This window comes from Rathayibacter sp. VKM Ac-2929 (genome assembly GCF_022815495.1).
In the GTDB taxonomy this organism is placed as follows: domain Bacteria; phylum Actinomycetota; class Actinomycetes; order Actinomycetales; family Microbacteriaceae; genus Rathayibacter; species Rathayibacter festucae.
On sequence record NZ_JALGRV010000001.1, the window covers coordinates 879,830 to 891,916 of the forward strand.

The following is a 12,087-nucleotide window of genomic DNA, read 5'->3' on the forward strand; positions in this document are numbered from 1 at the left end:
CAGCACCGCCCGTTCCACCCGGCACTCCTGTCCCTGCACCACTCGCTCGCGCCCCGTCCGGCGCGCTCCCCACCGAACCCCGGAGGTTCTCATGACCGACGACCAGACCACCCCCGCCGACCACAGCACCGACGACCAGGCCTCGATCGAGGAGCAGATCAGCGCCAACATCGAGACGTCGCGCTCCGAGATCGCGCACCCCTCGCTGCCCAAGGGCAGCAACCTCTACGGCTCCACCAAGGTCTTCCCCGACTACCAGGCCGAGCCCGGCCAGTCCTACTTCACCCTCGTGCACGGCATCGCGCACGAGTCGTCGGTCAGCTTCGTCGCGATCCTGCAGGCGACCCGCGCGGCTCGCAAGGGCTTCGAGTCGGCCGTCTACTTCTACGGCCCCGGCACGATCAACGCGATGGCCACCCGCGGCTTCCCGACCGTCGGCGACTCCGGCTTCCCGGGCGAGCAGAACATCAACGACGCCCTGAAGACCTTCATCGACGAGGGCAACCGCGTCTTCGTCTGCCGCTTCGGCATGGCGCTGCACGGCCTGCGCGAGGAGGACCTGATCGAGGGCACCATCCCCTGCCACCCGCTCGACGTCCAGGACGCCGTCATCCACTACGCCCGCAAGGGCGCCATCATCAACTCGACCTACAACCTCTAGGCGCGCGCCATGACCGTCGTCGGATCGGTCGCGGCGAACTTCACCCGCGACCTCGATCAGAACTACGCGCTCATCGCCGCGCTGGCCGAGGAGGCCCGCGAGAAGCGGGTCGAGTTCCTCGTCCTGCCCGAGGCCGCGATCGGCGGCTACCTCTCCTCGCTCGGGAACCACGGCGACACGGTCAAGACGACCACCCGCTCGATGCCCCCGGCGATCGCGCTGGACGGGCCGGAGCTGCGCCGGGTGCAGGAGATCGCCGGCGATCTGCTGGTCGCGATCGGCTTCTGCGAGCTCGACGCGGACGGCGAGACCCGCTACAACGCGGCCGCCCTGCTCGACGGCGGGCAGATCTACGGCAGCTACCGCAAGGTGCACCAGCCGCTCGGCGAGCACATGTCGTACTCGCCCGGGCCCGGCTACTCGGTCTTCGAGACCCCGGTCGGCCGGGTCGGGCTGCAGATCTGCTACGACAAGGCCTTCCCGGAGGCGGCCCGCTCGATGGCGCTGGACGGGGCGGAGATCATCGCCTCGCTCTCGGCCTGGCCGGCCGCGCGGACGGCGACGGCGGAGAACCTGCAGGAGGACCGCTGGACCTACCGCTTCAACCAGTTCGACATCGCGCGGGCCCTGGACAACCAGGTGTTCTGGCTGGCGTCGAACCAGTCCGGCACCTTCGGGTCGCTCCGCTACGTGGGCAACGCGAAGGTCGTCGATCCGGGCGGCAACATCCTCGCGACGACGCTGCTCGGCTCGGGCATGGCGGTCGCCGACATCGACGTGCGGGGCACCTTCGAGGCGATGCGCGGCGGGATGTTCCACCTCCGCGACCGCCGGCCGGACGCCTACGACATCGACCGTGTCTGGAGCGGAGGGCTGGTCCATGCCTGAGATGACCTTCCACGTCCGCTGGCCGGACGGCGTCGAGGAGCGCTGCTACTCGCCGAGCCTGGTGATGCACGACTACCTCGCCGAGGGCGAGAGCTACCCGATCGAGGACTTCGTCGGGCGCTCGACCGAGGCTCTGCGGCTGGCGAGCGAGCGGGTGCGCGCGAAGTTCGGCTTCGCCTGCACCTCCGCGCTGCAGCAGGAGTCGGAGATCCTCGCGGCCGCCGCGCGCTTCGACGGCGGCCGCGTGCGGGTGCTGGCGATGGATCCGCCGCTGCCTCCGGCCTCCGTCCCCGCGTCCGCGCAGGGGGCGCGCGCATGACCGCGCTCGAGAACGGCCGGCACATGCCGGTCGCCGTGATCGGCGCCGGCCAGGCCGGGCTGTCGATCAGCCGCCTGCTCACCGACCAGGGCGTCGAGCACCTCCTGATCGAGCGCGACACGATCGCGCACGACTGGATCGACCGCCGCTGGGACAACTTCACCCTCGTCACGCCGAACTGGCAGTGCCGGCTGCCCGGCTACCCCTACGACGGCGACGACCCCGACGGCTTCATGACCCGCGCCGAGGTGCACGCCTGGGTGCGGCGCTATGCGGAGTCATTCGACGCTCCCGTCGCCGAGGACACCGAGGTGCTCCGGATGCGCGAGAGCGCGGACGGGGCGTTCGAGATCGTCACCTCGCGCGGCACGATCACGGCGGACCAGGTCGTCGTCGCCACCGGCGGCTACCACCGGCCGGTGCTCCCGGCGGTCGCGCACCGCATCCCGGACTCGATCGTGCAGCTGCACTCGGCCGACTACCGCTCGGCCGCGGCGCTGCCGGAGGGCGGGGTGCTCGTGGTCGGCTCCGGCCAGTCCGGCGCGCAGATCGCGGAGGACCTCTTCCTCGAGGGGCGCGACGTGCACCTGGCGCTGGGAACGGCCCCGCGGGTCGCCCGGTTCTACCGCGGCCGCGACTGCGTCGCCTGGCTCGCCGACATGGGCGTCTACGACGTGCCGGTGCACGCGCAGGTCGGCGGGCTCTCCAAGCGGGAGTCGACCAACCACTACGTCACCGGGCGCGGCGGCGGCCGCGACATCGACCTGCGGGCGTTCGCGCGCGACGGGATGACGCTCTACGGCCGGCTGCAGCAGGTCGACGGCGGGTCGCTCCGATTCGCCCCGACGGCGGAGGCGTCGCTCGACTACGCGGACTCGGTCGCCGAGTCGATCAAGAACGACATCGACGCCTACATCGAGCGCTCGGGGGTCTCGGCGCCGACCGAGGCCCGGTACGCGCCGGTCTGGCGGCCGGAGCGCGAGATCGAGGAGCTGGACCTGGCGGCCGCCGGGATCACGAGCATCGTCTGGGCGGTCGGCTTCCGCTCCGACTACTCCTGGATGCAGATCGGCGTCTTCGACGGCGCCGGGCACCCCACCCACCGGCGCGGCGCGACCGCTGTGCCCGGGCTGCACTTCCTCGGGCTGCCGTGGCTGAACACCTGGGGCTCCGGGCGCTTCGAGGCGATCGCGCGCGACGCGGAGCACGTGGCGGAGCAGCTGCTCGGCGGCGCGCGGATGGACCGGCTCGAGGGCGCCGCGGTACGGTGACGGCCACGCGCTCGGCCCGAGCGCACCGCTCTGCCGCGCGGGGCGGAGGAGGGCGGATGCTCTCCGTCCGCCCCGGCGCACCGGCCGCCCGCAGAGGGCGGGAGAGAAGGACCATGTCGACGATCACGATGGCCGCGGTCGCGGCGCACTTCGGCCGCGACATCGAGCGCACCCTCGTCAAGCTGCCCGGCATGATCGCGAGCGCGCAGGAGCGCGGGATCGACCTGCTGGTGCTGCCCGACGCGACCCTCGGCGGCTACCTCCTCGACATGCACCACCCCGGCCCCGACGACCTGCCGCAGGCCGTGGAGGTGGACGGGCCGGAGGTGGCGGCCGTCGCGGCGATGGCGGGGGACACCACGGTGTGCTTCGGCATCGCGGAGCGCGCGCTCGAGGGCGGTGAGGTGCGGCGCTACAACTCGGCGGTCTGCGTGCAGGGCGGTGAGGTGATCGGGACGCACCGCAAGGTGCACCTGCCGCTGGGCGAGTCCGAGGCGTACGCCGCGGGCGCCTCCTTCCGCTCGTTCGACTCGGCCGTGGGGCGGATCGGGATGATGATCGACTTCGACAAGACCTTCCCGGAGTCGGCGCGCTCGCTCGCCCTCGACGGGGCCGAGATCCTCTGCTGCCTCAGCGCCTGGCCGGCGAGCGTCACCGACCGCTCCGACCGGATCCGCAACGACCGCCAGGCGCACCTGTTCGACCTCTACGACTGCGCGCGCGCCGCGGAGAACCAGGTCTACCTGGTCTCCTCGAACCAGACCGGGGTGCTCGGCGGGCTGCGCTTCCTCGGGCAGGCGAAGGTCGTGGACCCGGCCGGCGAGATCCTCGCGAAGACCTGGGCGAAGGGCGGGCTGGCGCTCGCGACCGACGACGTCTCGGCCTCCGTCGCCCGAGCCCGCCGCAGCATGGACCACCTGCGCGACCGCGCCGAGCACGCGTACCACCGCGCGGCTCCCGCCGTCTGAGCTCCCGGCCCGCCCGTCCGACCGGTGCCGCCCGTGGGCGTCGCCCCGCCTGAAGGAGACCCCGTGCGGATCGCGCAGCTGACCTACTCCACGAAGCCCCGCGGCGGCGTGGTGCACACGCTCGCGCTGTCGGAGGCGCTGGCCCGGCGCGGGCACGAGGTGACCGTCTGGACGCTCGGCCGCGGCGGCGACTCCGCCTTCTTCCGCGCGGTCGAACCCGCGGTGGCGGTCCGGGTGGTCCCGTTCGCGGCGCGCGACGGGGAGGACGTCGGCGACCGGATCGTCCGCTCGCTCGACGCGCTCGCGGTGGCGCTGGGGGAGGACGGCGGGGAGTGGGACGTCGTGCACGCGCAGGACTGCATCTCGGCCAACGCCGCGCTCGACGCGGGCTTCGCGGGGGCCGGCGGGCTGCTCCGCACCGTGCACCATCTCGACGCCTTCACGACGCCGGCGCTGATCGCCTGCCACGAGCGCGCGATCACCGGGCCGGCCGGGCTGCTCGCGGTGTCGCGGGCGGTCGCGGACGAGGTGGCGGCGGGCTGGGGGCGGGCGCCGGCGGTGATCCCGAACGGCGTCGACGCCGCGCGGTTCGCAGCCGCGGCCGGCGGTGCTGCCGCGGGGGAGTGGCGGGCCGAGCTCGGCCGCTACGTGCTCGCGCTCGGCGGCATCGAGCCGCGGAAGGGCAGCATCGAGCTGCTTGAGGCGTTCGCGGGGCTGGCTCCGGGGACCGCGCTCGTCTTCGGCGGCGGGGAGACGCTGTTCGACTACCGCGGCTACCGCGAGGAGTTCGAGCGCCGGGCGGCGGAGCTGGGCGTGACGCCGGTCGTGCTCGGCACGGTGCCGGAGGAGCGGCTCGCGGCGCTCGTCGCCGGTGCGGCGGTGCTCGGCTTCGTCTCGACCAAGGAGGGCTTCGGGCTCGCGGCGATGGAGGCGCTCGCCGCGGGGGTGCCGGTCGTCGCGCGCGATCTGCCGGTGCTGCGCGAGGTGTTCGGGGAGACGGTGGCGTACGGGAGCGACGTGACGGGGATCCGGGGTGCGCTCGCCGCGGCGCTCGCGGGGGCGGCGCCGGAGCCCGGGCCCGGGCGGGAGCTCGCGTTCTCGCACTCGTGGGACGACGTCGCCGCGAGTCACGAGGCGCTGTACCGGGCTCACGCGGGCGCCGCCTGATGCGCCGGTCGTTCTCGCGCTGCTTCTCGGCGCTGGCCGAGCGGGACCCCGAGCGCGTCGTGGTCGTCGCGGACGACGCGATCCTCACCGCGGGCGCCCTGGACCTGGCCTCGAACCGGCTCGCGCGCGCCTACGCGGCGCGGGGCGTCACTCCGGACTCGCTCGTCGCGGTCTCGCTGCCGAACAGCGCCGAGCTGGTGCTCGCCTGCGCGGCGATCTGGAAGGCGGGCGCGACGCCGCAGCCGCTCTCGCGCGGGCTGTCGGCGCGGGAGCTCGCCGAGGTCGGCGCGCTCGGGCGGCCGTCGCTGAGCATCGGCGTGGAGCTGGCGGGCGTGCCCTTCGTCCCCGCCGGCTTCGCGCCCGACCCCGCGCTGCCGGACGACGAGCTGCCCGACATCTGGGCTGCGTCGTGGAAGGCGCCCGCCTCCTCCGGCAGCACCGGGCGGCCGAAGATCGTGCTCGCGGCGGCGCCCGCGCTGATGGATCCGACGCAGCCGGTCGCGGCGTTCCTGCCGCGGGAGGGGGTGCAGCTCGTGGCCGGGCCGCTCACGCACTCCGCGACCTTCACCTACGCCTTCCGCGGGCTGCTGACCGGGCAGCGGCTGGTGATCCTGCCGCGCTTCGACGAGGCGCGAGTGCTCGCGGCGATCTCGGAGCACCGGGTGACCTGGGCGCTGCTGGTGCCGACGATGATCCACCGGCTGCTGCGGACGCCCGCGCACCGGGTCGCGGATGTGTCGTCGGTCGAGACGGTGCTGCACCTGGGCTCGCCGTGCCCGCCCGCCGATAAGCGGGCGCTGATCGACTGGCTCGGTGCGGAGAAGGTCGTCGAGGTCTACGCGGGCAGCGAGTCGAACGGGCTGACGATGATCCGCGGCGACGAGTGGCTGGAGCGGCCGGGCAGCGTCGGCCGGCCGATCGGCGGGACCGAGCTGCGGGTGCTGCGCGAGGACGGGTCGGAGTGCGCGGTCGGCGAGCCGGGGCTCGTGCAGATGCGCCGTGGGGAGCCGACCTACCGCTACCTCGGCGGGGAGTCGAAGCGGACCGACGACGGCTGGGACACCCTCGGCGACCTCGGCTCCGTCGATGCGGACGGCTACCTGACGGTGCTGGACCGGGCGGACGACCTGATCCTGCGCGGCGGGGTGAACGTCTACCCGGCGGAGATCGAGCGGGTGCTGGAGGAGCACCCAGCGGTGCGCGGAGCGGTCGCCTTCGGCGTCCCGGACGCGGAGCCCGGCCAGGCGGTGGAGGCGGTGGTCGACATCGCGGAGAGCGACGTGACGGAGGAGGAGCTGCTCGCCTTCGCGCGCGAGCACCTCGGCTCGCGGGCGCCGCGGGCTCTGCGGCTCCAGCGCTCACCGCTGCGCGACGACGCGGGCAAGATCCGCCGCGGGGCGCTCGCCGCCGACTGAGCTCCGAGAGCGCACGGCCGTCTCGCCGGGACGGCTGACGCCCTCGCCGTGGCCGGCGTTCTCATGGTACGTTCTGTACGTACAGTCCGCATGAGGCGGTCAGCGCATCTCTCCTCCCGCGTCGAGCCCTCGGCCCACCGCCTCGCGGAACTCCTCCCGCACCACGACCGAAGGATCCGCATGTCAGCGACGACGAGCATCCGCGCTCAGGGCCCCGAGCCGCATTCGTTCATCGAGAGGATCGGCCTGCCGAAGCCCCTCGTCTGGGGCTTCGTCGGCCTCCTGCTCTTCATGATCGGCGACGGCGTCGAGTCGGGGTACATCGCGCCCTACCTCGCCGACAACGGCGCCGGGTCGGAGACCAACGCGGCCGTCATCATCACGGTCTACGGGCTGATGGTCACCCTCGGTTCCTGGCTCTCCGGTGCCCTCTCCGACGTCTGGGGCCCGCGCCGGGTGATGGTCATCGGCCTGGTCCTCTGGGCGAGCCTGCAGGTGGTGTTCCTCGCGGTGGCGCTCCCCTCCGAGAACTTCACCCTGATGCTGATCGTGTACGGGCTGCGCGGCATCGCCTACCCGTTCTTCGCCTACGGCTTCCTGGTCTGGGTGCTCGGCGCGAGCCCGGCGCACCGCCTCGGCTCGGCCGTCGGCTGGTTCTACTTCGCCTTCACCGGCGGCCTGCCGACGCTCGGCTCGCTCGTCGCCTCCGGCACCGTCCCCGTCCTCGGCGAGTACGAGACGTTCTGGCTCTCGCTCGGCCTGGTGGTCCTCGGCGGTCTCGTCTCCCTCGTCGGTCTGCGCAAGGCCCGTGGCGGCGGCCGCCTCGCAGCTCCCGGGGTGAGCACCGGCCGCAGTCTGGTGAACAGCGTCGCCATCGCCTTCACCCAGCCCCGGGTCGGCCTCGGCTGCCTGGTCCGCGTGGTCAACACGGCGCCGCAGTTCGGGCTCTTCGTGTTCTTCCCCACCGTCTTCGCGGTCGATCTCGGCTTCGGCACGGCGGGCTGGCTGCAGCTCGTCTTCATCCTCGGTGCCTCGAACATCTTCGCGAACCTGTTCTTCGGCGTCCTCAGCGATCGCCTCGGCTGGCACCGCACGCTGCGCTGGTTCGGCTGCATCGGCTCCGCCGTGAGCGTTCTGGCGTTCTACTTCCTGCCGACGGCGGTCAGCGACGAGTACTGGGTCGCCGCGCTCTGCGCCGCTCTGTTCGGGATCACGCTCGCCGGCTTCACCCCGATCTCGGTCCTGATGTCGCTGATGGCCCCGGGCCAGAAGGGCAACTCGATCGCCGTGCTGAACCTCGGCGCGGGAGCGGCGACCTTCGTCGGTCCGTTGATCGTGGCGCTGCTCCTCGGGCCGATCGGCGCCGGCGGCGTCACCATCGTCTTCGCCGCGCTCTACGTGCTCGCGGGCGTCTCGGTCCGCTGGCTCCAGGTGCCGGAGGAGGCGCAGCGCGTCGTCGCCGAGGGCCGCCCGCTGGACGACCTCTCCGGCTCCACCGCCCCGGCGGCTCCGGCCGAGGGCCGCTGATCCCGAGGGGCGCGCGGCGATCGCCGCCGCCCCTCCCACGGGAGCGACCCCTCGGCGCGTCCCGCTCCTCGCCGGCCACCCCGGCGCACCACACGAAAGGACCCGCCGTGCCCCTGGTCAGCGGAATCGACGTCATCAGCCAGTGCACCTCCCGCGGCCTCGTCGCCGGAGCGTTCAACACCACCAACATCGAGACGACGATGGGGATCGTGGAGGCGGTCGAGCGCGTCGGCGTGCCCACCTTCATCCAGGTGGCGCCCACGAACGTCGCGCTCTCGGGTTACGAGTACATCCACGACATGGTCAGCCGGCGCCTGGCGTCGACGGACGTGCCCGTCGCGCTGCACCTCGACCACGGCAAGGAGCTCTCTGCCGTGGAGGGCGCGCTCGCCGCCGACTTCACCTCGGTGATGATCGACTACTCCGAGCACCCCTACGAGGAGAACGTGCGCGTCTCCGCCCAGGCACGGGCTCTCTGCGCCCCGGAGATCGCCCTCGAGGCGGAGCTCGGCAGCATCGGCGGCAAGGAGGACGACGTCGCACCCGAGCACGCGAGCACCACCGACCCTGATCAGGTGAAGCACTTCATCGACGCCGTCGGCTGCGACATGCTCGCGGTCTCGGTCGGCAACCAGCACGGCTACGTGCCCGGCGCGACGATCGACTTCGACCTCCTGGCGCGGGTCCGCGCCGCGAGCAGCGTCCCGCTCGTCGTCCACGGCGGCTCGGGGCTGCCGGACGAGCAGCTCGCCCGGCTGCACGAGTTCGGCGTCGTGAAGGTGAACGTCGCCAGTGACCTCCGGAACGCGATGATCCGCGCCTTCGGCGAGGCCTACAACGCGAACAACCGGGAGGCCTCGCTGATCCGGGTGTCCACCAGCGCGGTGGCGGCGATCGCGGACGTGGTCGAGCGGCGCATCCGCACGCTGAACCCCTCGGTCGCCTGACGGGGGCCGGCATGCTCCCCACCATCACGATCGACATCGGGACGACCAGCGTGAAGCTGTGCGCCTTCGACGCGGACGGTGGCCTCGTCGCCTCGGCGCGAGAGGGCACGCCGACGCGGCAGGACGCATGGGGCGAGATCTACGAGGTCGACCTGCTCCGGGGCGGGCTGATCGCCTTCGTGCGCGGCCTCGACCCGTCCTTCCGCGCGGGCGTCGAGCGGCTGGCGATCACCGCGGTGGGGGAGTCGGGCGGCCTCGTCCGCTCGGACGGCTCGCTCGCATCGCCGATGATCCTCTGGCACGACCACCGCGGAGCGGAGCGGCTCGCCGGGCTCACCGCCGCGGACCGCTCGCTCGTCTACCGCTCCACCGGTCTGCCGGTCAACGCGAACTACGGCCTGTCGAAGATCGCCTGGGCCCTCGAGCAGGCGGGCGAGGACGCCGCCGGCGCGCAGTGGCTGAACATCGCCGAGCACCTGGCCGCGACCCTCACCGGGCGGCGCTGGTCGGAGTACTCCCTCGCCAGTCGCACGATGGCGCTCGACCTCGGCACCCGCACCTGGTCGGCCGAGGTGGCGGCGCTGCTCGGCGTCGGCGTCGAGGTCCTGCCCGAGCTGCGGACGGCGGCGGACGGCACGCCCCTCAGTGCCGGGGCCGCCGGGGAGACGGGGCTCCCGCCGGACGCGACGGTCCACGTCGCCGGTCACGACCACATGGTCGGCGCCATCGGGGCGGACCTGCGCTCGGGGGAGCTGCTGAACTCGACCGGCACCACCGAGGGCCTGCTGCTGCTGCGCGACGTCCCCGAGCTGGGCGCCGACGCCGAGCGCGCGAAGCTCGCCAACGGGATCGCCTGCACCGGCGCCGGGTCCACCCTGTTCGCCTCGATCCCCACCGGCGGGTCCGCCTTCGCCACCCTGCAGTCGCTGCTCGGGATCGACGCCGAGGAGCTGTCGACGACCATCGGCACCGCGCACCGCCGCTACCTCGAGGGCGGGGTCGACGTCGACGCACTCCCGCTCGTGCTTCCGCAGTTCCGCGGCAGCCCTCCGCCCGCGAAGGATGCAGCGGCGCGCGGGATCATCGCGGGGCTCCGCAGCGACACCGGCCGGGACGAGCTCGTCCTGGGCTGCTTCCTCGGGCTCGCGGTGCAGTTCCGCGACGTGCTTGCGCTGTTCCCGGAGCCGCCCGAGCGCATCAAGGTCATCGGTCCGGCGAGCCGGAACCCGCTCTGGCTGCAGCTGAAAGCGGACCTGCTGGGCACGAGCCTCAGCGTCTCGCGCTTCCCCGAGGTCGTCTCGCGAGGCGCGCAGGCCCTCGCCAGCGGTGTCGCGGCGCGCTGGGAGGACTGCGACCCGCTCGACGTGCACCCCGATCCCCACCGCCGCGCCCTGCTCGCCGCATGGTCCGCCCGGACCGCGGAGCAGTGGCAGCACCTCCGGGGACTGCCGTCGTGACGCGCGGCGCTCCGGCGAGGCTGGTCGCGGGGATCGACTCCTCCACCCAGGCCTGCAAGGTCACGGTCCGCGATCTCGAGACAGGGCGGGCGGTCCGCGAGGGGAAGGCCGAGCACCCGCCGCAGACGATCGTGCACCCCGACGTCTGGTGGACCGCGCTGCTGCGGGCCGTCGACCGCGCCGGCGGCCTGGAGGACGTCCTCGCGGTCTCCGTCAGCGGGCAGCAGCACACCCCTGTCTTCCTGGACGCGGCCGGCGAGGTCGTCTGCGCCTCTCCGCTCTGGAACGACACCGGCTCGCACGCGCAGATGCGGGACCTCAACGCCGAGCTCGGCCGCGACGAGTGGATCCGGCGCACCGGGCTGCCGATCACGCTCTCCGACACCGCGGTAAAGCTGCGCTGGCTGCGCGACACGGACCCCGACGCGGCGCGCCGGACCGCGGCCGTGGCGATCGTGCACGACTGGCTGACCTGGCGGCTGCGCGGGCGCGAGGGCGGTATCGGCGCTCTCGTCACCGACCGCTCCGAGGCGAGCGGGACCGCGTACTGGTCCGCCGCCAGCGGGCAGTACGACCGCGACCTCGTCGAGCACGCCTTCGGCCGGAACCTTCTGCTGCCGGAAGTGCTGCCGCCGCTCGCCGCGGCCGGGCTCACCGGCGCCGGCGCTCCCGGGATACCCGCCGGGCTCGCGCTCGGCATCGGCAGCGGCGACAACGCCGCCGCGGCGCTGGCGCTCGGCCTGGAGGAGGGCGACGTCGTCCTCTCCCTCGGCACCTCCGGAGTCGTCTACACCCGGTCGTCCTCGCCGGTGCGCGACTACGCCGGCTACGTCTGCGACTACGCGGACGCGACCGGCGCCCATCTGCCGCTGGTGGCGACGCTCAACGCCGCCCGCAACTTCGAGCTCGGCGCGGCGCTGCTCGGCTGCAGCTACGCGGACCTGTCCGACCTGGCGCTCGCCGCGGCACCGGGGGCCGAGGGGCTCACCCTCCTGCCGTACTTCGAAGGGGAGCGGACGCCGGATCTGCCCGACGCGCGCGGGTCGCTGCACGGGGCCTCGCTCACCAGCCTCACCCGGTCCAACCTCGCCCGGGCGGTCTTCGAGGGGACGCTCGCGAGCCAGGTCGAGATGCTCGACGCCCTCGGCGCGTGCGGCATCCGCCCCCGCCGCCTGCTGCTGATCGGCGGCGCCGCGCGGAGCCTCGCGGTGCAGCGGATCCTGACCGAGCTCGTGGAGCTCCCCGTGCTCCTGCCCGACCCCGACGAGTACGTGACCAAGGGAGCCGCGATGCAGGCCGCGGTCGCGCTGTCCGGCGCCTTCCCCGAGTGGACGAGCACGGCGACGGAGTTGCAGCCTTCGGCGTCCCAGCCGCAGATCCTCGCGCAGCACGCGGCGGCGAAGACCGCGCTCGGCTACGACTCCGCGGCCGCGCCCGCTCTCCTGCGCCGCTCCGCCTCCTGACCGG

At 73.6% G+C, this 12,087-nt stretch carries 11 protein-coding genes; all 11 read left to right on the forward strand.

Annotated features, from left to right (window positions below; translation table 11 throughout):
- Nucleotides 1-91: 91 nt before the first annotated feature.
- The gene (locus MT355_RS03900; RefSeq protein ID WP_243598594.1) at nucleotides 92-661 is read left to right on the forward strand and encodes an MSMEG_0572/Sll0783 family nitrogen starvation response protein; all 570 of its coding nucleotides are present in this window, start codon (nucleotides 92-94) and stop codon (nucleotides 659-661) included.
- A gap of 9 nt (nucleotides 662-670) precedes the next feature.
- Nucleotides 671-1,549 (forward strand): carbon-nitrogen hydrolase family protein, encoded by an 879-nt coding sequence (locus tag MT355_RS03905; protein ID WP_123447958.1) that lies wholly within the window; start codon nucleotides 671-673, stop codon nucleotides 1,547-1,549.
- The gene (locus tag MT355_RS03910; RefSeq protein ID WP_127887124.1) at nucleotides 1,542-1,868 is read left to right on the forward strand and encodes an MSMEG_0570 family nitrogen starvation response protein; all 327 of its coding nucleotides are present in this window, start codon (nucleotides 1,542-1,544) and stop codon (nucleotides 1,866-1,868) included. The genes MT355_RS03905 and MT355_RS03910 overlap by 8 nt, the downstream gene beginning before the upstream one ends.
- On the forward strand, nucleotides 1,865-3,139 hold the full coding sequence (locus MT355_RS03915) for an MSMEG_0569 family flavin-dependent oxidoreductase (protein WP_243598595.1): 1,275 nt from the start codon (nucleotides 1,865-1,867) through the stop codon (nucleotides 3,137-3,139). The genes MT355_RS03910 and MT355_RS03915 overlap by 4 nt, the downstream gene beginning before the upstream one ends.
- 113 nt (nucleotides 3,140-3,252) lie before the next feature.
- Entirely contained in the window at nucleotides 3,253-4,107 is an 855-nt protein-coding gene (locus MT355_RS03920) for a carbon-nitrogen hydrolase family protein (RefSeq protein ID WP_243598596.1), read from the forward strand.
- 63 nt (nucleotides 4,108-4,170) lie between these two features.
- Entirely contained in the window at nucleotides 4,171-5,274 is a 1,104-nt protein-coding gene (locus MT355_RS03925) for an MSMEG_0565 family glycosyltransferase (RefSeq protein ID WP_243598597.1), read from the forward strand.
- Complete coding sequence (locus MT355_RS03930) at nucleotides 5,274-6,689, forward strand: AMP-binding protein (protein WP_243598598.1); 1,416 nt, start codon at nucleotides 5,274-5,276, stop codon at nucleotides 6,687-6,689. The genes MT355_RS03925 and MT355_RS03930 overlap by 1 nt, the downstream gene beginning before the upstream one ends.
- 180 nt (nucleotides 6,690-6,869) lie before the next feature.
- Nucleotides 6,870-8,216 carry an MFS transporter gene (locus MT355_RS03935; protein WP_160090336.1) on the forward strand — a complete coding sequence of 449 codons (1,347 nt, stop codon included), beginning with the start codon at nucleotides 6,870-6,872 and terminating at the stop codon, nucleotides 8,214-8,216.
- 107 nt (nucleotides 8,217-8,323) lie between these two features.
- Nucleotides 8,324-9,163: a class II fructose-bisphosphate aldolase gene (locus MT355_RS03940; RefSeq protein ID WP_160090335.1), complete on the forward strand. Its 840-nt coding sequence runs from the start codon at nucleotides 8,324-8,326 to the stop codon at nucleotides 9,161-9,163.
- An 11-nt stretch (nucleotides 9,164-9,174) separates the two neighbouring features.
- Complete coding sequence (locus MT355_RS03945) at nucleotides 9,175-10,620, forward strand: L-fuculokinase (protein WP_243598599.1); 1,446 nt, start codon at nucleotides 9,175-9,177, stop codon at nucleotides 10,618-10,620.
- Entirely contained in the window at nucleotides 10,617-12,083 is a 1,467-nt protein-coding gene (locus MT355_RS03950) for an FGGY family carbohydrate kinase (protein WP_243598600.1), read from the forward strand. The genes MT355_RS03945 and MT355_RS03950 overlap by 4 nt, the downstream gene beginning before the upstream one ends.
- The last annotated feature ends 4 nt before the right edge of the window (nucleotides 12,084-12,087 follow it).